Source organism: Pseudomonas sp. NY15437 (assembly GCF_048068435.1).
GTDB lineage: Bacteria > Pseudomonadota > Gammaproteobacteria > Pseudomonadales > Pseudomonadaceae > Pseudomonas > Pseudomonas nitroreducens_B.
Map to the genome: position 1 here is coordinate 325,360 of NZ_JBLUQC010000001.1, position 21,410 is coordinate 346,769.

A 21,410-nucleotide genomic window follows, 5' to 3' on the forward strand; every position below is an offset into this window, starting at 1 on the left:
CTACAGCAGCGATCAGTTTGCTCATCTTCTACTCCGGTATGTGGGCTCAGGCTTTCTTCTTGCCAAGCAGGAAGGACAGGGTTACGAACAGCACGGAAACGCCGAGGATCAGGGTCGACACCGCGTTCACATCGGGCGTCACGCCCATGCGCAGCAGGCCGAAGATGAAGATCGGCAAGGTGGTGGTGCCGGCCTGGGAGACCATCATCGAGATCACGAAGTTATCCAGCGAGACGATGAAGGCCAGCATCAGCCCGGAGAAGATCCCCGGCATCAGCAGCGGCAGGGTCACCTTGCGGAAGGTCCGCCAGGGGCCGGCGTAGAGGTCGGCGGCGGCCTGCTCCAGGGACAGGTCCATGTCGTTCAGGCGGGCACGGATCGGCAAATAGGCGAACGGGATGCAGAACACCGTGTGGGCGATGATCAGGTTGCCGTAGCCCAGCGACAGGCCGAGGGTGGAGAACAGCGCCAGGGTGGCGACGCCGACGACGATCTCGGGCAGCACCAGCGGCAGCATGATCGCCCCCATGGACAGCCGCAGGCCCTTGAACTTGGCGCCGCGCGAGGTGCCCAGCGCGGCCAGGGTGGCGATCACCGTGGCGATCACGCTGGCGCACACCGCGATCAGCAGGCTGTTGCCGGCAGCCTGGCGCAGCGCCTGGTTGGCGAAGGCGCTGCGGTACCAGTCGAGGCTGAAGCCGGTCCACACGGTGGCGGACTGGTTGGCGTTGAACGACAGCACCACCAGCACCACGATGGGCGCGTAGAGGTACAGGTAGAACAGGAAGCTCAGGACGCCGAAGCCACGGAAATCCTGCACACCCAAGCGGCGTTTGCTCAGCAGCGACAGCATCATTCACCTCCCCGGGCGATGCGCAGGCGTTCGGCGCGCATCGCGTAGAACATCAGCACCAGCATCACCGCGCCCATCAGCACCAGCGACAGCGCCGCGCCGAAGGGCCAGTTCCGCGAGTCGCTGAACTGCCGGAAGATCAGGTTGCCGAGCATCATCTTGGTGCCGCCGCCGAGCAGCTCGGGGGCGATCATCGCGCCCAGGCACGGCACGAAGGTGAGGATGGCGCCGGCCAGGATGCCCGGACGGGCGATCGGCAGGACCACCTTGCGCAGGGTGCGGACGCGCCCGGCGTAGAGGTCCTGGGCCGCTTCGAGCAGGCGCATGTCCATCTTCTCGAGGGTGGCGTAGATCGGCAGCACGACGAAGGGCGCGTAGGTGTAGACCAGCCCCAGCAGCACCGCGCCGTCGGTGTAGAGCAGGTTCAGCGGCTGGTGGATCAACCCCAGGCTCATCAGCGTGCCGTTGACCACGCCGGTGCCGCGCAGCAGCAGGATCCAGGCGTAGGTACGGATCAGCAGGTTGGCCCAGAACGGCACGGTGATCAGGAAGATCAGCAGGCCGCGCCGGTGCGCCGGCTGCATCGCCAGCCACACCGCCACAGGGAAGCCCACCAGCAGGGTGATGACGGTGGTCGCCGCGGCGATGCCGATGGAGCGCAGCGCGATCATCACGTAGGAGTCGGCGAAGGCCAGGCTGTCGTCGAGCTGGCGCTCGAACAGCAGCGAGACGTAGGCGTCGATGCTGAAGTGCGGGTTCACCCCGCCATAGGGGTTGGCCTGCATCAGCGAGTAACCGACCACGATGAAGATCGGCACGATCAGGAACAGCCCGATGGAGACCAGCGCGGGCGATACGCCGAGGAAGCGGCGCAGCGCCTGGCGCCGCTCCAGCGAATGGCCGGCGGTTGTGGATAACCGATTCATGCTCACCTCCGCTCAGTCCACCAGGACGCTGGCGCTGCCTTTCTCGAACAGCAGCCCGGCGCGTTGCCCGGCCGCCAGGCGCCCACGCTGGCCGGCGCTGTTGGGCGCACGGACCGTCAGGCGGGTGCCGTCGGCGAGGCTGACCTGGTACTGCAGGTCGGTGCCCAGGTAGATCTGCGTGACGACGGTGCAGGGCGTGGCGGCCAGGGTGTCTTCGGCCACCAGTTGCAGGCGCTCGGGGCGGATCGACAGGGTGACCTCGGCGCCGACCTTCAGGCCTTCGCGGGCCGGGGCCTCGATCAGTTGGTCGCCGGGGATGCGGTACTGCGCGCCGTCGCCGATGAAGTTCTCCACCCTCGCGGGGAGGAAGTTGGTCTCGCCGATGAAGTCGGCGACGAAGCGGTTGCGCGGGTGCTCGTAGATGTCGTCCGGGCGGCCGACCTGCTGCACTTCGCCCTCGGAGAGCACGGCGATGCGGTCGGACATGGTCAGGGCTTCTTCCTGGTCATGGGTGACGAAGATGAAGGTGATGCCGGTCTTGGACTGGATCGCCTTGAGTTCTTCGCGCATGGCCTGGCGCAGCTTGAGGTCGAGCGCCGAGAGCGGCTCGTCGAGCAGCAGCACCTTGGGATGCGGCGCCAAGGCGCGGGCCAGGGCGACGCGCTGCTGCTGGCCGCCGGAGAGCTGGGTCGGCTTGCGCTGGGCGAAGCGTTCCATCTGCACCAGGGCGAGCATCTCGCGGACGCGCTCAGCGACCTGCGCCCGGCTCATGCGCTGGCCCATCGGGTGGGATTCCAGGCCGAAGGCGAGGTTCTCGGCAATGGTCATGTGCGGGAACAGGGCGTAGTGCTGGAACACGGTGTTCACCGGGCGCTCGAAGGGCGGCCGGTCGGCGATGTTCTCGCCGTAGAGCTGGATTTCCCCAGCGGTGGGGAACTCGAAGCCGGCGATCATCCGCAGCAGGGTGGTCTTGCCGCAGCCGGAGGGGCCGAGCAGGGTGAAGAACTCGTTGTCGCGGATGTCCAGGTCGACGCATTTGAGCGCGACGGGACCGCTGGCCGGGTCGCCGTAGACCTTGCGCACGGAGCGGATCGAGACCGCCGCCGTCTGCAGGCTGTGCAGGGCATTCATGGTGAAACCTCCGCATCCTTCCCGTCCGCCGCACGCTGGCGGTCGGGGGATCTTGTAGTTGTTCTGGCAGGGCTGGAGTAAACGCTGGATGCAGCGCTGGCCGTGGGTTCGGCTCGATATTGTGGTGATGCTGCTGGAGCGGATATTCGAAGAAAGGTGGTTGAGCGAAAAGCTCAATTTTCTTACAGTCGATATTAAATAATTTAACAGCTGAAATCTCCGAGGCTGAGCCCATGTCCATCCAGCGTCTTCCGCCGCTCAATGCCGTGCGCGCCTTCGAGGCCGCCGCCCGGCTGGGCAGCTATGTCGCCGCCTCGAAAGACCTGCATGTGACACAGCCGGCCATCGGCCGGCACGTCAAGCTGCTGGAAGACTGGCTGGGCGTGCAGCTGTTCGAGCGCACCCCGCGCGGGGTCAGCCTGACCCCGGCCGGGCAGCGTTACTACGCAAAGATATCCACAGCCCTGCAGCAGATCGCCGACGCCGGCTTCGAACTGGCCCCCGGCGGCACCGCGCGCTGGCTGAAGATCCTGGTGGTGCCGGCCTTCGCCAAGCGCTGGCTGATGCCGCGCCTGGAGTCCCTGCGCCAGCAGCGCCCCGGCCTGAAGGTCGCGGTGGAGCCCAACCCGACGTTCACCGAAGTGGACGGCAAAAGCGCCGATCTGGGGATTGTCTACGGGCTTCCCGGCGTCTATCCGCAATGCCACAGCACCCTGGTGCGGCCAGCGGTGTTCCCGGTGTGCTCGCCCGCCTATCTCGACGAGCACGGTCCGTTGGCCAGCGTGCACGAGCTGGCGCAGCACAAGCTGATTCACGTCGACGACGGCGAATGGTGGAACCTGTGGCTGTCCACCATCGGGCTGGACCTGCGGGTGAACTCCGACGTGTTGTACGTCAGCAACGATCACGCACTGTCGATGGCCGAGGCCGGCCACGGCATCGCGCTGGCCAACCTGGTGCTGGTGAAGCACCAGCTGGCCGCCGGCACGCTGGTCCGCCCGCTCCCCGAGGAAGTGCCGCTGGAGAGCTACCAGCTGCTGCTACCGCCCGGCGCGGTCAGCGCCGACGTGGCCTGGTTCGAGGAGTGGATCCGGGCGGCGTTGCAGGAGGAATTTGCCACCGGATCACCGCGCGACTGAACCTGTAGGAGCGAGCTTGCTCGCGAACCCGGCCCCGCTGCGGAGTTTGTTCGCGAGCAAGCTCGCTCCTACAACAGCCCCATTAGGTTCAGCCGCGTGGGGCGTAGGCAAACACATCCGCGCGCATCTGGTGAGCATCCATACCCGCCGCCACCAGCGCGTCGAGGGTGCCGTAGACCATCGCCGGCGAGCCGCTGGCGTAGACACGCAGGCCGGAGAGGTCGGCGAAATCCTCGCACACCGCCTCGTGCAGCAGGCCGCAGCGCCCCTGCCAGCCGCACAGGTCGCTGACGATCCTGTGCAGATGCAGGTTGGGCACGCTTTCCCACTGCTGCCAGTGCGGCAGCTCGTAGAAGTCTTCCGGACGGCGCACGCCCCAGTACAGGTGCACCGGGTGAGCGAAGCCGGCGGCGCGGCAGAATTCGATCAGGCTGTGCATCTGCGCCATGCCGGTGCCGGCGGCGATCAGCACCAGCGGGCCGTCCGGCAGGTCGGCCAGGTGCGCGTCACCGAAGGGCATTTGCACACGGGCGAAGCGGTCGCGCTGCAGCTGCGCCAGCAACTCGATGGCGCTGTTCTCGCGGGCCAGGATATGCAGCTCCAGGTCACGCCCTTCCTGCGGCGCGGAGGCCAGGGAGAAGGCCGCCGGGTCGCTGCCGTCGCGCTCGATCAGCACATACTGGCCGGCGTGGTAGCGCGGCGGCTTGCCGGCCGGGGCGCGCAGGCGCACGCGCCAGACATCGCCGCCCACCGCCTCGCAGAGCGTCAGTTGGCAGGACAGCGTGCGCACCGGCAGCTCGCCGGGGGCCAGCACGCCGTCCCAGTGCAGCACGCAGTCTTCCAGGGGCTCGGCCAGGCAGGTGAAGAGTTCGCCGTGGTCGCGGACCTCGCCGTCCTGGCGCACGCGGCCCTCCACCAGCAGCGCCGCGCAGATGTGGCAGTTGCCGTTGCGGCAGCTCTGCGGGCACTCGTAGCCCAGGCGCCGCGCACCGTCGAGGATACGTTCCCCGGGCCGCAGCTCGAGCTGGGCGCCGGAGGGTTGCAAGGTCACTTTCACGCGCTGTTCTCGTTCTTCTGATTTTCTGTGGGAGCGACTGGCCTTCGCGGATATTCCGTGCCGGCACTTTCCCCTCACCCCAACCCTCTCCCGCAGGGAGAGGGGGCAATCCGTGCCGGCTGACACCATGGCCTCATCCTGCACCGAACGGTCCCCTCTCCCGCTTGCGGGAGAGGGTTAGGGTGAGGGGCTCTTGATCTGTCAGGAGCATGCATGTTCGCGAGCAAGCTCGCTCCGACAAGGTTACCCGGCCATCAATCGATGCCCAGGCTCGCCCAGATCTCGTCGACGCGGCGGGTCACCGCCGGGTCCTTCTCGATCACCCGGCCCCATTCGCGGCTGGTCTCGCCCGGCCACTTGTGGGTGGCGTCCAGGCCCATCTTCGACCCCAGGCCCGAGACCGGCGAAGCGAAGTCCAGGTAGTCGATCGGGGTGTTGTCGATCATCACCGTGTCGCGCTTGGGGTCCATGCGCGTGGTGATGGCCCAGATCACGTCGTTCCAGTCGCGGGCGTTGATGTCGTCGTCGGTGACGATAACGAACTTGGTGTACATGAACTGTCGCAGGAACGACCACACACCCAGCATCACGCGCTTGGCGTGGCCGGGATACTGCTTCTTCATGGTCACCACCGCCATGCGGTACGAGCAGCCTTCGGGCGGCAGGTAGAAGTCGGTGATCTCGGGGAACTGCTTCTGCAGGATCGGCACGAAGACTTCGTTCAGCGCCACGCCGAGAATCGCCGGCTCGTCCGGCGGGCGGCCGGTGTAGGTGCTGTGGTAGATGGGTTTCTGCCGGCGGGCGATGCGCTCGACGGTGAACACCGGGAAGCGGTCCACCTCGTTGTAGTAGCCGGTGTGGTCGCCGTAGGGGCCCTCATCGGCCATCTCGCCGGGGTGGATCACCCCTTCGAGGACGATCTCGGCGCTGGCCGGCACCTGCAGGTCGTTGCCGATGCACTTCACCAGCTCGGTCTTGTGCCCGCGCAGCAGGCCGGCGAAGGCGTATTCGGAGAGGTTGTCCGGCACCGGCGTCACGGCGCCGAGGATGGTCGCCGGGTCCGCGCCGAGGGCCACGGCCACCGGGTAGGGCTGGCCGGGGTGCTTCTGGCACCACTCGCGGAAGTCCAGCGCGCCGCCGCGGTGGCTGAGCCAGCGCATGATGACCTTGTTGCGGCCGATCACCTGCTGGCGGTAGATGCCCAGGTTCTGCCGTTCCTTGTTCGGCCCGCGGGTGACGGTCAGGCCCCAGGTGATCAGCGGCGCGACGTCGCCGGGCCAGCAGGTCTGCACCGGCAGCCTGGACAGGTCGACGTCATCGCCCTCCTCGATCACTTCCTGGCACGGCGCGTCCTTGAGGACCTTGGGCGCCATGTTGATGACCTTCTTGAAGATCGGCAGCTTCGACCAGGCGTCCTTCAGCCCCTTGGGCGGCTCGGGCTCCTTGAGGAAGGCCAGCAGCTTGCCGATCTCGCGCAGTTCGGAAACGTCCTCGGCGCCCATGCCCAGGGCCACCCGCTCGGGCGTGCCGAACAGGTTGCCGAGCACGGGGATGTCGTAGCCGGTGGGCTTTTCGAACAGCAGGGCCGGGCCCTTGGCGCGCAGGGTGCGGTCGCACACCTCGGTCATTTCCAGCACCGGGGATACCGGCGCCTGGATGCGCTTGAGCTGTCCGCGCTGCTCCAGGGCAGCGATGAACTCGCGCAGGTCGCGATACTGCATGAGGGTCTCGATGGCGGCAGGATGATGCGACAGTCTACCGCCTATCAGCGCCATGCAGAAACACGAAGGCCGGGTTTCCCCGGCCTCGTTGGTCTCGCAGAGCGCTTACTTGCTGCGCTTCATCGAGTCGAAGAACTCGTCGTTGGTCTTGGTCTGCTTGAGCTTGTCGAGCAGGAATTCGACCGCGGCGATCTCGTCCATCGGGTGCAGGATCTTGCGCAGGATCCACATGCGCTGCAGCTCTTCCTCGCCGGTGAGCAGCTCTTCGCGACGGGTGCCGGAGCGATTGATGTTGATCGCCGGGAACACGCGTTTTTCCGAGATGCGGCGGTCGAGGATGAGTTCCGAGTTACCGGTACCCTTGAATTCCTCGTAGATCACTTCGTCCATCTTCGAGCCGGTTTCGATCAGCGCGGTGGCGAGGATGGTCAGCGAACCGCCTTCCTCGATGTTGCGCGCGGCGCCGAAGAAGCGCTTGGGCTTTTCCAGGGCATGGGCATCGACACCACCGGTGAGCACCTTGCCGGAGCTGGGGATCACGGTGTTGTAGGCACGGGCCAGACGGGTGATGGAGTCGAGCAGGATGATCACGTCCTTCTTGTGCTCGACCAGGCGCTTGGCCTTCTCGATCACCATCTCGGCGACCTGCACGTGGCGGGTCGGCGGCTCGTCGAAGGTGGAGGCGACCACTTCGCCGCGCACGGTGCGCTGCATTTCGGTCACTTCTTCCGGGCGCTCGTCGATCAGCAGGACGATCAGGTGGCACTCGGGGTTGTTGCGGGTGATGTTCGAGGCGATGTTCTGCAGCATGATGGTCTTGCCCGCTTTCGGCGGGGCGACGATCAGGCCGCGCTGGCCCTTGCCGATCGGCGAGCAGAGGTCGATCACACGGCCGGTGAGGTCCTCGGTGGAGCCGTTGCCGGCTTCCATGGTCAGGCGCTTGGTCGGGAACAGCGGCGTCAGGTTCTCGAAGAGAATCTTGTTCTTCGCGTTCTCCGGACGATCGAAGTTGATCGAGTCGACTTTCAGCAGGGCGAAGTAACGCTCGCCTTCCTTGGGCGGCCGAATCTTGCCGATGATGGTATCGCCGGTGCGCAGGTTGAAGCGCCGGATCTGGCTGGGCGAGACGTAGATGTCGTCAGGGCCGGCCAGGTACGAGGAATCGGCGGAGCGCAGGAAGCCGAAGCCATCCTGGAGAATCTCCAGCACGCCGTCACCGGAGATTTCCTCGCCGCTTTTCGCATGCTTTTTCAGCAGTGCGAAGATGATGTCCTGTTTGCGCGAACGAGCCATGTTTTCCAGGCCCATGGCATCGGACATTTCCAGCAATTCGGCAATCGGCTTTTGCTTGAGTTCGGTCAGATTCATAGAAGGGACGTAAATACGCTGAAAGGGGAAAAGGGAACAAGCGTGATGCTTGAAGAGCCGCGCCGTAGATGACGGACAGGATCGCTTGGAATTCGAATGGGAAGTGCGTCGGCGACGGCTTGCAGGGGACAACGAAATAATCGTTGTGCGCCCGAATTTAACACCCGAGTTTCGGAGCGTCTAGGGGCAATAACGAAAAAACCCCGCATATTGGCGGGGTTTTTCGGGGCTTCTCGACTTAGATATTGCTGTCGAGGAAGGCAGCCAGCTGCGACTTGGACAGCGCGCCGACCTTGGTCGCTTCGACGTTGCCGCCCTTGAACAGCATCAGGGTCGGAATGCCGCGCACGCCGTACTTGGGCGGGGTGTCCTGGTTCTCGTCGATGTTCAGCTTGCAGACTTTCAGCTTGCCCTGATAGTCCTTGGCGATCTCGTCCAGTACCGGGGCGATCATCTTGCACGGGCCACACCATTCGGCCCAGTAGTCGACCAGCACGGGACCGTCGGACTTCAGGACGTCCTGCTCGAAGCTGGCATCGGTAACATTGACGATATGTTCGCTCATGTATTCTCTCCGTCAATCGGATGCGAAAAAGTGTCCGCCATCATATCCCGCCTCGGCCCACACCGAAAGGCGCAGCTGATTGAGTGTATCTATCGCTGCCGCGGTGACTTCTGATCGGTGACAACCCCTTCATTGGCACTCCCCGCCTAAAATGGCAGGATGTCTCCCGTATTTGTCCGGACCTGCCCCTATGCCCCATACCCCAGCCAAGACCTTCCCCATGATCGCGGCCATCGACCTTGGCTCGAACAGTTTCCACATGGTTTTGGCGAAGGCCGATCACGGCGAAATCCGCATTCTTGAGCGGCTGGGCGAGAAGGTCCAGCTGGCGGCGGGTATCGGCGAGGACCGCCTGCTGACCGAAGAATCCATGCAGCGCGGCTACGACTGCCTGAAGCAGTTCGCCCAGTTCATCAACGGCATGCCGCCGGGTTCGGTCCGCGTGGTGGGCACCAACGCCCTGCGCGAAGCGCGCAACCGCGCCGAATTCATCCGAGTCGCCGACCAGATCCTCGGCCACCCGGTGGAAGTCATTTCCGGCCGTGAAGAAGCGCGCCTGATTTACCTGGGCGTCTCCCACACCCTGCAGGACAACCCCGGCAAGCGCCTGGTGGTGGATATCGGCGGCGGCAGCACGGAGTTCATCATCGGCCAGCAGTTCGAATCGCAGCTGCGCGAAAGCCTGCAGATGGGCTGCGTGAGCTTCACCCAGCGCTACTTCAAGGACGGCAAGATCACCCCGGCGCGCTACGCCCAGGCCTACACCTCGGCCCGCCTGGAGCTGATGAGCATCGAGAACAGCCTGCGCCGCCTGGGCTGGGACGAGGCCGTCGGCGCCTCGGGCACCATCCGTGCGATCTGCCTGGCTATCCAGGCCGGCGGCCACGGAAACGGCGAGATCAACCCCGAGGGCCTGGCCTGGCTCAAGCGCAAGATGTTCAAGCTGGGCGAGGTCGAAAAGCTCGACATCGACGGCATCAAGCCTGACCGCCGGCCGATCTTCCCGGCCGGCATGGCGATCCTCGAGGCGCTGTTCGACGCCCTCGAGCTGACCCGCATGACCCACTCCGAGGGCGCCCTGCGCGAGGGCGTGCTCTACGACCTGCTGGGCCGCCACCACCACGAGGACGTGCGCGAGCGCACCATCAGCGCCCTCATGGAGCGCTACCACGTCGATCCGGAGCAGGCCGCGCGCGTCGAGGCCAAGGCGCTGGAATCTCTGGACCAGGTCGCCAAGGCCTGGGACCTGAACGACGAGGGCCACCGCGAGCTGCTGATGTGGGCCGCCCGCGTCCACGAGCTGGGCCTGGACATCGCCCACTACCACTACCACAAGCACGGCGCCTACCTGCTGGAGCACTCGGACCTGGCCGGCTTCTCGCGCCTGGACCAGCTGACCCTGGCGTTGCTGGTGCGCGGCCACCGCCGCAACATCCCGGTGGACAAGTTCAACGAGCTGGGCGACGAGGGCGACAAGCTGATCCGCCTGTGCATCGTGCTGCGCTTCGCCATCCTCTTCCACCACATCCGTGGCACCCAGGAAATGCCGGCCGTGACCCTCAAGGCCTCCGGCAAGTCGCTGGACGTGCGCTTCCCCGATGGCTGGCTGGCCGCCAACCCGCTGACCCAGGCGGACTTCGAGCAGGAAGCCGAATGGCTCAAGCGCGTGGGCTATTCGCTCAGCGTGAGCTGATCGCCCCACACGAACGACAAAAGCCCCGGCACGCAAGCGCCGGGGCTTTTTCATTTCGCGCACCATCCCTGGCCTGACCTGTAGGAGCGAGCTTGCTCGCGAACATTCCCCAGCAGCGAGGCAGGGTTCGCGAGCAAGGACTGGGCGTCCCCCTCGGTCCTACGAAGAGCATTCTGGCAGGCATGAGACGCATAACCTGGAACGGGTTATGCGCGGATGAGGATGGGCGTAGGAGCGGACTTGGTCCGCGATGGTATCCGGCTCGGTGCGGCGCTATCGCGGGCATGGCCCGCTCAAACACAAATGGCGGCCATGAAAAAGCCCTGCCGAGGCAGGGCTTCCACGCAGCGCAGACGAATCAGCGCACGCTGATCACCGGCGTGCACAGGCGCTCCAGCAGCGTCGCCTGGGCGTTGCGGGCGTTCTGGTTGCCGCTGGGGCTCTGGCGCACGTAACTGCCGTCGGACTGCAGCACCCAGGCCTGGGTGTTGTCGGTCAGGTAGGACTCCAGCTCTTTCTTCACCCGCAGCACGAGCTTCTTGCCTTCCACCGGGAAGCAGGTCTCCACGCGCATGTCGAGGTTGCGCTCCATCCAGTCGGCGCTGGAGAGATAGAGCTTCTCCTCGCCGCCATTGAGGAAGTAGTAGATCCGGCTGTGCTCCAGGAAGCGGCCGATGATCGAGCGCACCTGAATGTTGTGCGACACGCCCGGCACGCCCGGACGCAGGCAGCACATGCCGCGCACCACCAGGTCGATCTTCACGCCGGCCTGGCTGGCCTTGTACAGCGCGCGGATGACCTTGGCGTCGGTCAGCGAGTTGACCTTGGCCATGATGTGCGCCGGCTTGCCCTCGGCTGCCTGGGCGGCCTCGCGGTTGATCATCTCCAGCAGGTTCTTCTTCAGGGTGAAGGGCGCGTGCAGGAGCTTCTTCATGCGCAGGGTCTTGCCCATGCCGATCAGCTGGTTGAACAGCTTGTGCAGGTCCTCGCAGAGGGCCACGTCAGCGGTCAGCAGGCTGTAGTCGGTGTACAGGCGGGCGTTGCCGGCGTGGTAGTTGCCGGTGCCCAGGTGCGCGTATCGGCGCAGCTCGCCATCCTCGCGCCGCAGGATCAGCATCATCTTGGCGTGGGTCTTGAAGCCGACCACGCCGTAGATCACCACCGCGCCGGCCTGCTGCAGGCGGCTGGCCAGCTGCAGGTTGGATTCCTCGTCGAAGCGCGCCCGCAATTCGATCACCACGGTGACTTCCTTGCCGTTGCGCGCGGCTTCCACCAGCGCGTCGACGATCTCCGAGTTGGCGCCGGAGCGGTACAGCGTCTGCTTGATCGCCAGCACGCTGGGGTCCTTGGCGGCCTGGCGCAACAGGTCGATCACCGGGGTGAAGGACTCGAACGGGTGCATCAGCAGCACGTCGAGCTTGCCCAGGACGTTGAACAGGTTTTCCTTCTTCTGCAGCAGCTTGGGAATCGTCGGGGTGAACGGCGGCGACTGCAGCTCCGGATGGCTGGCCAGGCCGGTGACGCTGAACAGACGGGTCAGGTTGACCGGGCCGCTGACCTTGTACAGCTCGCTCTCGGACAGGCCGAACTGCTTGAGCAGGTAGTTGGACAGGTGCGTCGGGCAGGTGTCCACCACTTCCAGGCGCACCGCATCGCCGTAACGGCGCGAGAACAGCTCGCCACGCAGCGCGCGGGCCAGGTCTTCGACGTCCTCGGCGTCCACCGAGAGGTCGGCGTTACGGGTCAGGCGGAACTGGTAGCAACCCTTCACCTTCATGCCGTGGAACAGGTCGTCGGCGTGGGCGTGGATCATCGACGAGAGGAAGACGTAGTTGTCGCCGGGGCCGGCGACGTCTTCCGGCAGGCGGATGATCCGCGGCAGCGAACGCGGCGCCGGGATGATCGCAAGGCCGGAATCGCGGCCGAAGGCGTCTAGGCCCTCGAGCTCGACCATGAAGTTCAGGCTCTTGTTCACCAGCAGCGGGAACGGGTGGGTCGGGTCGAGGCCGATGGGGGTGACGATGGGCGCGATTTCATCGCGGAAGAAGCGACGGACCCAGGCCTTGATCTTCGGCGTCCAGTAGCGCCGACGGATGAAGCGGATGTCGTGCTTGGCCAGCTCCGGCAACAGGATGTCGTTGAGGATGCTGTACTGGCGGGCGACCTGCTCGTGCACCTGCTCGCTGATGCGCGCCAGCGCCTGGTGCGGCAGCAGGCCGTCGGCGCCGGCCTGTTCGCGGGCGAAGGTGATCTGCTTCTTCAGGCCGGCGACGCGGATCTCGAAGAACTCGTCGAGGTTGCTGGAGAAGATCAGCAGGAACTTCAGGCGTTCCAGCAGCGGGTAGGACTCATCCAGCGCCTGCTCCAGCACGCGGATGTTGAACTGCAGCTGCGAGAGCTCGCGATGAATGTAGAGGGCACTGTCATCCACGTTGATCGCCGGAACCGCCGGCTCGGCGGGCGGCGGCGTCGCCTCGGCGACCTCCGTCACGACGACGTCGGAGATTTCAGCGGTGGTGTCAGCTTCGATAACTTCGTTTTCGCTAATGCCTTCGGTATTCATCGCGGTCTCATCAGTGGGGGTCAGCCCCCGCTTTTCAATTGTTGTGCAGCGCGCTTGGCGAAGTAGGTCAGGATGCCATCTGCGCCCGCGCGTTTGAAGGCCAGCAGCGATTCGAGGATCACCGCTTCGCTGAGCCAGCCGTTGTTGATCGCGGCCATGTGCATCGCGTACTCGCCGCTGACCTGGTAGACAAAGGTCGGCGCGCGGAATTCGTCCTTGGCGCGGCGAACGATGTCGAGATACGGCATGCCCGGCTTGACCATGATCATGTCGGCGCCTTCGGCGAGGTCAGCGTAGATCTCGTGCAGCGCTTCGTCGCTGTTGGCCGGGTCCATCTGGTAGGTGGCCTTGTTGCCCTTGCCCAGGTTGGCGGCGGAGCCGACGGCGTCGCGGAACGGGCCGTAGTAGGCGCTGGCGTACTTGGCGGAGTAGGCCATGATGCGGGTGTTGACGTGCCCGGTGGACTCCAGGGCCTCGCGGATAGCGCCGATGCGGCCGTCCATCATGTCCGACGGCGCCACGACCTGGGCGCCGGCCTCGGCGTGGGAAAGTGCCTGTTTGACCAGCACATCAACGGAAACGTCGTTCAGAACGTAGCCATCCTCGTCGAGGATGCCGTCCTGGCCGTGGCTGGTGAAGGGGTCCAGCGCCACGTCGGTGATGATCCCCAGCTCCGGGAAGCGTTCGCGCAGGGCGCGGGTGGCGCGCTGGGCGATGCCCTCGGGGTTGAAGGCTTCGGCGCCATCGAGGGATTTCTTCTCCGGCGGGGTCACCGGGAACAGCGCCAGCGCCGGAATGCCCAGCTCCACCAGTTCCTCGGCTTCCTTGAGCAGCAGGTCGATGGACAGGCGCTCCACCCCCGGCATCGAGGGCACCGCTTCACGCTGGTTCTTGCCGTCGAGGACGAACACCGGAAGGATCAGGTCGTTGGTGGTCAGGACGTTTTCGCGCACCAGGCGGCGGGAAAACTCGTCACGACGGTTGCGACGCAGTCGAGTGAAGGGGAAGGCACGATCGGCGGGAATGAAGCTCACGGCGTACTCCAGGGCCTGATGCAGCAGGCACAGTCTGACAGTTATAGCCCTGAATTATGACCGATTGGTAACAACCGGTAACAGTGACCCTTGGTCGCGGCATCCTGCCGCAGCGTCACGCCGCCGCTCTGGGCCGGCACGGACTTGTTCCAAGTCAGTTGTGCTGACTGGGGTGCCTTCCCTGCGGGCCGCAACCGGGTTAGGCTTCGCGTTCATTTCGCTGCGTTGCCTCGATAATGCTCCAACAATTCCTGCAGGATTTCGGCTACCTCGCGCTGTTTCTCGGCACGTTCTTCGAGGGTGAGACCATTCTGGTACTGGCCGGCTTCCTGGCTTTCCGCGGCTACATGCAGCTGGAGTACGTCATCGCGGTGGCCTTCTTCGGCAGCTACGCCGGCGACCAGCTCTGGTATTTCCTCGGCCGTCGCCACGGCCGCAAGCTGCTCGCGCGCAAGCCGCGCTGGCAGAAGATGGGCGACAAGGCGCTGGAGCACGTGCGCAAGCACCCCGACCTGTGGGTGCTGAGCTTCCGCTTCGTCTACGGCCTGCGCACCGTGATGCCGGTGGCCATCGGCCTGTCCGGCTACCCGCCGGCGCGCTACCTGCTGCTCAACGGCATTGGCGCCATCGTCTGGGCCGCCGTGCTGGGCGGCGCGGCGTTCTACTTCGGCAGCGTGCTCGAAGGCGTGCTGGGCAACATCAAGAAGTACGAACTCATGGTCCTCGGCGGCCTGGTGGTGATCGGCCTGCTGTTCTGGCTGCGCCGTCGCTTCAAGGCCGCCAAGGCCGACTGATCAGGCCGCCTGCGGCACGCGCTCGGCGCGACGCAGGCCCAGCAGACCGATCAGGCTGAGCAGCGAGTACACCGCCAGCGCCCAGGGCGCCCACTGCGGCAGCTCAATCCCTCCCCCCAGCGTGAGCGCCGCCATTGCCGGCACGTTCAGCGCCAATCGCAGCCATTCAAGGCGTAGCGCCCAGGTGCGGTTCTCCAGCCAGCAACCGATGGCGTAGAGCCCGAAAGCCATCCAGCTCCAGCCGACCAGCAGCGGCAGCACCTGCCAGTGCTCGCCCACGCCCAGCAGCCAGGTCCCCACCACCACGTAGGTGGCGAACTGTACGCCGGCATACACCTGCCGGCCACGGCTCAGCGGTACGTCGAACTTGCGGAAGGCCGCCAGGTCCGGCTTGGCCATGGGGTAGCGCTGGGCGACATCCGCCGGGCGCCAGCCGGTACGCATGAACCAGATGCGCAACTTGTCCCACAGGCTGCCGGCGCGGCGCGCATCGCTCCATAGGTGCGCGTAGACCTGCAGGTTGGCCCACAGCGGGTTCCAGCTGGCCAGCGGCACGGTGACGCCGAAGACCACCGGCTCCGCGTCCAACTCTTCCTGGAAGGTGCCGAACAGGCGGTCCCAGACGATGAACACGCCGCCGTAGTTGCGATCCATGTAGACCGCGTTCTGCGCGTGGTGCACACGGTGGTTGGACGGGGTGATGAAGATCCACTCGAACCAGCCCAGCTTGGGGATGTGCCGGGTGTGCACCCAGAACTGGTAGAGCAGGTTCAGCGCGCCGACCGTGAGGAACACCAGCGGAGGCACGCCGGCGACGGCCATGGGCAGGTAGAAGATCCAGCCGAAGAGGAAGCCGGTGCTGGTCTGCCGCAGTGCGGTGGAAAGGTTGTAGTCCTCGCTCTGGTGGTGCACCGAATGCGCGGCCCAGAGCACATTGCGCTCATGGCCCAGGCGGTGATTCCAGTAGTAGCAGAAGTCGTAGAAGACGAAGGCGAACCCCCAGACCCACAGGCTCTGCGCGGAGAGCTCGCAGAGCGCCAGGTGCTGCCAGGCGAGGGTGTAGGTCACGACCGCCAGGCCCTTGGTCAGCAGGCCACTGGTCGTGGAGAGCACGCCCGCGCTGAGACTGTTCAGCGCATCGCTCAGGCGATAGGTGGACAGGCCACGCCAGCGGTCGGCGAGCAGCTCGATCGCGATCAGCAGGAAAAAGAAGGGTACGGCGAAGAGGATGTAGTTCATGGCGCGGCCGAGTCGTTATGCTTATGGGAAGGCCTCAGGGCGCAGCGCCCTGACGATTGATCCTAGCCCCTACTCCCGCGCCGGCCCCGACCGCCGGCGACAACCCGGGCGGCATATCGCGACACGCCCGGCATCTTCGAACAGGAGCAGTACATGCAGAAGAAAGTTGCCGTCATCCTCTCCGGCTGCGGCGTCTATGACGGCGCCGAGATCCACGAAAGCGTGATCACCCTGCTGCGCCTCTCCCAGCGCGGTGCCCAGGTGCAGTGCTTCGCCCCCGACATCGCCCAGCACCATGTGGTGAATCACCTCACCGGCGAGGAGATGGCCGAGAGCCGCAACGTGCTGGTGGAATCGGCGCGCATCGCCCGCGGCGACGTGAAGGACGTGCGCGATGCCAAGGTCGAGGACTTCGACGCGCTGGTCGTGCCCGGCGGCTTCGGCGCGGCGAAGAACCTGAGCGACTTCGCCTTCAAAGGCGACCAGTGCGAGGTGCAGCCGGACGTGCTCGCCCTGGCCAAGGCCTTCGCCGCGGCGAAGAAGCCGGTCGGCCTGTTCTGCATCGCCCCCGCGATCGCCGCGCGCATCTACGGCGCCGGCGTGGAATGCACCATCGGCACCGACGAGGGCACCGCCCAGGCGCTGACCCGCATGGGCGCCAAGCACGTCGACTGCGCCGTGGAAGATATCGTCGAGGACAAGGACCACAAGCTGGTCACCACCCCGGCCTACATGCTCGCGCAGTCCATCGCCGAAGCTGCCAGCGGCATCAACAAGGCGGTGGATCGGGTGCTGGAGCTGGCCTGAGGGAGAACCCGCAGGAGCAACTGTCCTCCCCGGAAGGTCTGTGCCTGCGCGTCCCCCTCACCCCAACCCTCTCCCTCAGGGAGAGGGGGCAGATTGTGCCGGCTGACGCCCCGGCTTCATCCTGCGCCGAACGGTCCCCTCTCCCCCTGGGAGAGGGTTAGGGTGAGGGCTGACCCGAGTACTGATGTATCTGTCCGTCAATGGCTTGCCTTACAGACAAGCATCGCGGAGAAGCTCCGCTCCTACGAAAGCGCCATCCTGAAACGAAAACACCCGGCAATGCCGGGCGTTTTCGTTTCAGGCCGAATCAGGCCTTGCGCGCCTCTGCCTCGCGCATCAGCCGCGTCAGCAGCCGGTCCAGGCCATTGGCGAAGGCCTGCCGGTCCTTGTCGCCATAGGGTGCCTGTCCGCCGCCCACCTGCCCCTGCTCGCGCAGGTCGGTGAACAGGTTGCGCACCGCCAGGCGCTCGCCCATGTTCTTTTCGTCGAACTCGCGGCCGCGCGGGTCCAGCGCATCGACGCCCTTCTTCACCAGCCGATCGGCCAGCGGCACGTCGCTGCAGATCACCAGGTCGCCGGGCTCGGCCTGCTCCACCAGGTAATCGTCGGCGGCGTCCATCCCGCTGGGGACCACTATCAGGCTGACGCAGGCGAACGGCGGCTTGGCCACGGGCTGGCCGGCGACCATCACCACCTCCAGCTTGCGCTTGAGGGCGAACTTCGCCACCAGCTCCTTGGCCGCGCGCGGGCAGGCGTCGGCGTCGATCCAGATACGCATCGGGGGAAAACCTTCCTTCGAAAAGCACGACGGCCAGTATCGCACTGGCCGTCGTGTGTCGCTTGGCTATTGCCTCAAGACGCGGCGATCTCCGCCGCCTTGCGGCGCTCGGAGACGAAGCTGCGTCCGTAGAGCACGGCCACCGCCAGCAGCGCCAGGGCCTGGGCCGACAGCGAGTAGGCGTCGGCCTTGATGCCGAGCCAGTCGAAGTCGAAGAACGGCACAGGGCGGGTGCCAATCACGCCGGCTTCCTGCAGGGCGACCACGCCATGGCCGGCGAAGACCACCGACAGGGCGCAGAGCAGCGCGGCGTTGACGGTGAAGAACAGCTTCAGCGGCAGCTTCGCCGAGCCACGCAGGATGACGAAGGCGATGGCGATCAGGATCACCACGGCGGTGCCCGCCCCGGCGATCACCGCGTTGTGCCCGGCCGGGCCGGCCTGCAGCCAGAGGGTCTCGTAGAACAGGATGACCTCGAACAGCTCGCGGTAGACCGAGAAGAACGCCAGCACGGCGAAGCCGAAGCGGCCGCCGCCGCCCACCAGGCTGCTGCGGATGTAGTCCTGCCAGGCGGCGGCGTGGCGACGATCGTGCATCCACACGCCGAGCCAGAGCACCATCACGCAGGCGAACAGGGAGGTGAAACCTTCCATCAGCTCGCGCTGGGCGCCGCCGATGTCGATCACGTAGGCGGCGACCGCCCAGGTGGCGAAGCCGGCGACGAAGGCCAGGCCCCAGCCGATGTGCACGCCGCGCGCGGCCTTCTCCTGCCCGGTGTTGCGCAGGAAGGCGAGGATCGCGGCCAGCACCAGGATCGCCTCCACGCCTTCGCGCAGGAGGATCAGCAGGGCCGAGACGAAGCTGATGGAGAAGCTCAGCGAATCGCCGCTCAGGGCCTTGGCGGCATCGGCCAGCTTGGCCTTGGCCAGCTCCAGCTGTTGCGCCACGTCGGCTTCCGGGAGGCCATCGCGCAGCGCCTGGCGGTAGGCCATCAGCTGCTTCTCGGTGGCCTTGCGCAGGTCGGCGTCGACGTTGTCCAGCGAGCTTTCCACCAGCTCGAAGCCTTCCAGATAGGCCGCCACGGACAGGTCATAGGCCTGGTCGTGGTCGCCGGAGCGGTACACGGCGAAGCTCTTGTCCAGGGTCGCAGTGGTGTAGTCGATCTGCTGTGCCGGGCCGCGGTGCTCCAGCGGCGGATGCGCGCGCAGGGCACGGAAGCTCTCGGCCGCGGCCTCGCCATCGCGCTCGGCGACTTCCGCCGGGGTCTGGGTCGCCAGGTTCGCCAGCGGGTAGGCGTGGGCCGGATCGACCTTGGCCTGGGCCGCGCTGAGGCCGGCGATGTAGGCAGCCAGGTCCCAGCGTTGACGCTCGTCGAGCTGGTCGGCGAAGGCCGGCATGTCGGTGCCCGCCACGCCCAGGCCGATGACGTTGCGCAGGTCGTACAGGCTCAGGTGGTCCAGGCGCGCCCGGTCGGTCAGGTTGGCCGGCGGCGGCTCCAGGCCGATCCCTGCGGGGCCGTCGCCCTTGCCGGCATCACCGTGGCAGATCGAGCACTGCTGGGTGTAGATCTCGGCGGCGCGGGTCGGGTCCGGGGTGATCGAAGGGGTCTGCACCACCTGGTAGAGGTCGACCACGCGCGCTTCAAGGTGACGGGCCTGCTGGGCAACCTGCTTGCCCGGCAGACGCTGCTCGATGGCCTGCTTGAGGCCAGCGGCGTCCTTCTCCAGGTCCGCGCGGCCGGGGACGGCCGGCAGGGTGGCGATCAGCGCCTGCAGATTGCCGACGAACTCCAGTTGCTCCTTGTATTCGCTCTCGTCCACGACCTTGCCGTCGGTGACGGTGGGCGGGTAGTCAGCAGCGAGATAGCTGAGCAGGTGAAGGGCTTGGGAGGGGTCGACAGCCGTGTCGGCTTGAGCTCCAAGGCTGAAAAGGCCGACCAGCGGCAACAGCCAGATGAACAGTTTGGAGGGGCGCATACGGAAAGTTAAATGAGAATGAAAGAGATTAAATTGTCACCTCAGGTTTCCGTCTATGCAAGGACAATGTCCTGCCCGGACCCATCCCGGACGTGCAAAGCGACGTCCGGAGCCCCGGGAAACACCGCTCAGGCCGGCGCGCGGCGAACGGTGGCGAGCAGCGCGGCAGCCCCCACGAAGAGGGTGGCGAAGGTGCGATTCATCACCCGCTGCTGGCGCTGCGAGCGCAGGGCGCGCAGCACGCGGGCGGCAAGACCGGTGTAGCCGGCCATGACGATCAGGTCCACGGTGATCATGGTCGCGCCCATGATCACGTACTGGATCGCCATCGGCCGGTGCGGGTCGACGAACTGCGGCAGCACCGCGAGCATGAAGATCACCGCCTTGGGGTTGCTGGCGTTGACCAGGAAGCCGCGCAACACCAGGGTCAGCGGCCGGCCGATGGGGCGCTCGCCGCTGGCGGTCATGACCTGCGGCGCGGCGGTCCACTGGCGATAGGCGAGGTACACCAGGTAGACCACGCCGAACCATTTGATCGCGCTGAAAGCCACCGCGGACGCCGACAGCAGCGCGCCGACGCCGGCGGCGACGATGGCGATCTGCAGCGCCAGGCCGATCTGCAGGCCCAGGGCATTCCAGTAGCCGCGCCAGAAACCGTATTGCAGGCCGCAGGACATCGAGGCGATGGCCCCGGCGCCGGGCGACAGGCTGATCACCCAGCAGGCGATGAAGAAGGCGAACCAGGTACTGGCGAGCATGGCGGACCTCATGGCGCCCAGGCAGGCGCAATCATTTGTTACGGGTGGCCAGTGTGCCTCAGTCGCGCGATGCCGCCCAGCCTGCCCGACGAAGGTCGGATGAACCTGTAGGAGCGAGCTTGCTCGCGAACTGCCCAGCGCAGGTACCGCCGGGAGCCTCTGTTCGCGAGCAAGCTCGCTCCTACAAAAGCCAAAGCAAAAGCCCGGCACTGGGCCGGGCTTTTGCGTTCACGACAGCTCGATCAGCTCGGGATGTCCTTGCGCAGCTTCACCGGCTCCTCGCCGCGCTTGCGCGCGAGAGCGCCGCGCAGGCGGATGTTGATCGCCTCCACCGCCAGCGAGAAGGCCATGGCGAAGTACACGTAGCCCTTGGGCACGTGGATCTCGAAGGCCTCGGCGATCAGCACCGTGCCGACCACGATGAGGAAGGACAGCGCGAGCATCTTCAGCGACGGGTGCTTCTCGATGAAGGCGCTGATGGTGCCGGCCGACAGCATCATCACGCCCACCGAGATGACGATGGCCGCGACCATCACCGGCACGTGCTGCACCAGACCCACGGCGGTGATCACCGAGTCCAGGGAGAAGACGATGTCGATGATCGCGATCTGGATGATGATGCCCATGAAGCCGCGCGACTTGCCGCCCTGCTGCTCGCCCTCTTCCGCGCCTTCGAGGCTGTGGAAGATTTCCATGGTGCTCTTGAACAGCAGGAACAGGCCGCCGAAGAACAGGATCAGGTCGCGCCCGGAGATGCCGTGGTCGAACACGGTGAACAGGTCCGCGGTCAGGCGCATCACCCAGGTGATCGAGAGCAGCAGCAGGATACGCGTGCCCATCGCCAGCGCGAGGCCGAAGAAGCGCGCCTTGGGTTGCTGGGCAGCGGGCAGGCGGCCGACCAGGATCGAGATGAAGATGATGTTGTCGATGCCCAGGACGATTTCCAGGGCAGTCAGGGTCAGAAAGGCAACCCAGATCTCAGGGCTTGTGAGCCATTCCATAGTGGGG

The 21,410-nt window shown here is 65.9% G+C and carries 18 protein-coding genes; 4 read left to right on the forward strand and 14 right to left on the reverse strand.

The annotated features are described in order from the left end of the window. Positions 1–46 precede the first annotated feature (46 nt). Genes ACNFIA_RS01525 through ACNFIA_RS01535 form a run of 3 tightly spaced genes read right to left on the reverse strand, consistent with a single transcriptional unit; the run spans position 47 to position 2,910 of the window. Positions 47–853: an ABC transporter permease gene (locus ACNFIA_RS01525; protein WP_416782636.1), complete on the reverse strand. Its 807-nt coding sequence runs from the start codon at positions 851–853 to the stop codon at positions 47–49. Beyond that, complete coding sequence (locus ACNFIA_RS01530) at positions 853–1,779, reverse strand: ABC transporter permease (protein WP_416782637.1); 927 nt, start codon at positions 1,777–1,779, stop codon at positions 853–855. Before ACNFIA_RS01530 ends, ACNFIA_RS01525 begins: the two co-directional genes overlap by 1 nt. A 12-nt stretch (positions 1,780–1,791) precedes the next feature. Continuing rightward, positions 1,792–2,910, reverse strand: a complete 1,119-nt coding sequence (locus ACNFIA_RS01535) for an ABC transporter ATP-binding protein (RefSeq protein ID WP_259758643.1) — start codon at positions 2,908–2,910, stop codon at positions 1,792–1,794. A gap of 233 nt (positions 2,911–3,143) precedes the next feature. Here ACNFIA_RS01535 and ACNFIA_RS01540 point away from each other — a divergent pair, with 233 nt between their 5' ends. Then, entirely contained in the window at positions 3,144–4,049 is a 906-nt protein-coding gene (locus ACNFIA_RS01540; protein ID WP_259758642.1) for a LysR substrate-binding domain-containing protein, read from the forward strand. Positions 4,050–4,137: 88 nt separating this feature from the next. Here the strand turns inward: ACNFIA_RS01540 and ACNFIA_RS01545 are convergent, their stop codons facing one another. From ACNFIA_RS01545 to trxA, 4 genes are all read right to left on the reverse strand, one after another. After that, entirely contained in the window at positions 4,138–5,106 is a 969-nt protein-coding gene (locus ACNFIA_RS01545; RefSeq protein ID WP_416782638.1) for a CDP-6-deoxy-delta-3,4-glucoseen reductase, read from the reverse strand. Positions 5,107–5,360: 254 nt separating this feature from the next. Beyond that, on the reverse strand, positions 5,361–6,827 hold the full coding sequence (ubiD, locus tag ACNFIA_RS01550; protein WP_416782639.1) for a 4-hydroxy-3-polyprenylbenzoate decarboxylase: 1,467 nt from the start codon (positions 6,825–6,827) through the stop codon (positions 5,361–5,363). Between the two features lie 105 nt (positions 6,828–6,932). Then, the gene (gene rho / locus ACNFIA_RS01555; RefSeq protein WP_138519777.1) at positions 6,933–8,195 is read right to left on the reverse strand and encodes a transcription termination factor Rho; all 1,263 of its coding nucleotides are present in this window, start codon (positions 8,193–8,195) and stop codon (positions 6,933–6,935) included. 238 nt (positions 8,196–8,433) lie between these two features. Next, positions 8,434–8,760, reverse strand: coding sequence for a thioredoxin TrxA (trxA, locus tag ACNFIA_RS01560; RefSeq protein WP_015475045.1), 327 nt, complete (start codon positions 8,758–8,760; stop codon positions 8,434–8,436). Positions 8,761–8,950: 190 nt separating this feature from the next. Between trxA and ppx the strand changes: the two genes are divergently transcribed. Beyond that, entirely contained in the window at positions 8,951–10,453 is a 1,503-nt protein-coding gene (gene ppx / locus ACNFIA_RS01565; protein WP_416782640.1) for an exopolyphosphatase, read from the forward strand. A gap of 358 nt (positions 10,454–10,811) precedes the next feature. Here the strand turns inward: ppx and ppk1 are convergent, their stop codons facing one another. Both ppk1 and hemB read right to left on the reverse strand, forming a co-directional pair. Further along, on the reverse strand, positions 10,812–13,016 hold the full coding sequence (gene ppk1 / locus ACNFIA_RS01570; RefSeq protein WP_259758637.1) for a polyphosphate kinase 1: 2,205 nt from the start codon (positions 13,014–13,016) through the stop codon (positions 10,812–10,814). Between the two features lie 20 nt (positions 13,017–13,036). Next, entirely contained in the window at positions 13,037–14,050 is a 1,014-nt protein-coding gene (hemB, locus tag ACNFIA_RS01575; protein WP_259758636.1) for a porphobilinogen synthase, read from the reverse strand. A 233-nt stretch (positions 14,051–14,283) separates the two neighbouring features. Here hemB and ACNFIA_RS01580 point away from each other — a divergent pair, with 233 nt between their 5' ends. Next, the gene (locus tag ACNFIA_RS01580; protein WP_259759519.1) at positions 14,284–14,844 is read left to right on the forward strand and encodes a DedA family protein; all 561 of its coding nucleotides are present in this window, start codon (positions 14,284–14,286) and stop codon (positions 14,842–14,844) included. On the opposite strand, the gene ACNFIA_RS01585 is transcribed toward ACNFIA_RS01580, so the two are convergent. Continuing rightward, a complete protein-coding gene (locus ACNFIA_RS01585) occupies positions 14,845–16,083 on the reverse strand; it encodes a sterol desaturase family protein (protein WP_416782641.1) in 1,239 nt (412 codons plus the stop codon). Positions 16,084–16,236: 153 nt separating this feature from the next. On the opposite strand from ACNFIA_RS01585, the gene elbB reads away from it, so the two are divergent. After that, a complete protein-coding gene (elbB, locus tag ACNFIA_RS01590; RefSeq protein ID WP_416782642.1) occupies positions 16,237–16,890 on the forward strand; it encodes an isoprenoid biosynthesis glyoxalase ElbB in 654 nt (217 codons plus the stop codon). Positions 16,891–17,197: 307 nt separating this feature from the next. On the opposite strand, the gene ACNFIA_RS01595 is transcribed toward elbB, so the two are convergent. From ACNFIA_RS01595 to ACNFIA_RS01610, 4 genes are all read right to left on the reverse strand, one after another. After that, the gene (locus ACNFIA_RS01595) at positions 17,198–17,668 is read right to left on the reverse strand and encodes a YaiI/YqxD family protein (RefSeq protein ID WP_259758633.1); all 471 of its coding nucleotides are present in this window, start codon (positions 17,666–17,668) and stop codon (positions 17,198–17,200) included. Between the two features lie 74 nt (positions 17,669–17,742). Beyond that, positions 17,743–19,644, reverse strand: coding sequence for an FTR1 family protein (locus tag ACNFIA_RS01600; RefSeq protein ID WP_416782643.1), 1,902 nt, complete (start codon positions 19,642–19,644; stop codon positions 17,743–17,745). 128 nt (positions 19,645–19,772) lie between these two features. Beyond that, complete coding sequence (locus tag ACNFIA_RS01605; protein WP_259758631.1) at positions 19,773–20,402, reverse strand: LysE family transporter; 630 nt, start codon at positions 20,400–20,402, stop codon at positions 19,773–19,775. Between the two features lie 242 nt (positions 20,403–20,644). After that, complete coding sequence (locus ACNFIA_RS01610; protein WP_259758630.1) at positions 20,645–21,403, reverse strand: TerC family protein; 759 nt, start codon at positions 21,401–21,403, stop codon at positions 20,645–20,647. Positions 21,404–21,410 lie beyond the last annotated feature (7 nt).

Bases quoted from the DNA above. Each gene is read 5' to 3' on its own strand.
- ACNFIA_RS01525 (WP_416782636.1), bottom strand. From the start codon at position 853: ATGCTGTCGCTGCTGAGCAAACGCCGCTTGGGTGTGCAGGATTTCCGT.
- ACNFIA_RS01530 (WP_416782637.1), bottom strand. From the start codon at position 1,779: ATGAATCGGTTATCCACAACCGCCGGCCATTCGCTGGAGCGGCGCCAG.
- ACNFIA_RS01535 (WP_259758643.1), bottom strand. From the start codon at position 2,910: ATGAATGCCCTGCACAGCCTGCAGACGGCGGCGGTCTCGATCCGCTCC.
- ACNFIA_RS01540 (WP_259758642.1), top strand. From the start codon at position 3,144: ATGTCCATCCAGCGTCTTCCGCCGCTCAATGCCGTGCGCGCCTTCGAG.
- ubiD (WP_416782639.1), bottom strand. From the start codon at position 6,827: ATGCAGTATCGCGACCTGCGCGAGTTCATCGCTGCCCTGGAGCAGCGC.
- rho (WP_138519777.1), bottom strand. From the start codon at position 8,195: ATGAATCTGACCGAACTCAAGCAAAAGCCGATTGCCGAATTGCTGGAA.
- trxA (WP_015475045.1), bottom strand. From the start codon at position 8,760: ATGAGCGAACATATCGTCAATGTTACCGATGCCAGCTTCGAGCAGGAC.
- ppx (WP_416782640.1), top strand. From the start codon at position 8,951: ATGCCCCATACCCCAGCCAAGACCTTCCCCATGATCGCGGCCATCGAC.
- ppk1 (WP_259758637.1), bottom strand. From the start codon at position 13,016: ATGAATACCGAAGGCATTAGCGAAAACGAAGTTATCGAAGCTGACACC.
- ACNFIA_RS01585 (WP_416782641.1), bottom strand. From the start codon at position 16,083: ATGAACTACATCCTCTTCGCCGTACCCTTCTTTTTCCTGCTGATCGCG.
- elbB (WP_416782642.1), top strand. From the start codon at position 16,237: ATGCAGAAGAAAGTTGCCGTCATCCTCTCCGGCTGCGGCGTCTATGAC.
- ACNFIA_RS01595 (WP_259758633.1), bottom strand. From the start codon at position 17,668: ATGCGTATCTGGATCGACGCCGACGCCTGCCCGCGCGCGGCCAAGGAG.
- ACNFIA_RS01600 (WP_416782643.1), bottom strand. From the start codon at position 19,644: ATGCGCCCCTCCAAACTGTTCATCTGGCTGTTGCCGCTGGTCGGCCTT.
- ACNFIA_RS01605 (WP_259758631.1), bottom strand. From the start codon at position 20,402: ATGCTCGCCAGTACCTGGTTCGCCTTCTTCATCGCCTGCTGGGTGATC.
- ACNFIA_RS01610 (WP_259758630.1), bottom strand. From the start codon at position 21,403: ATGGAATGGCTCACAAGCCCTGAGATCTGGGTTGCCTTTCTGACCCTG.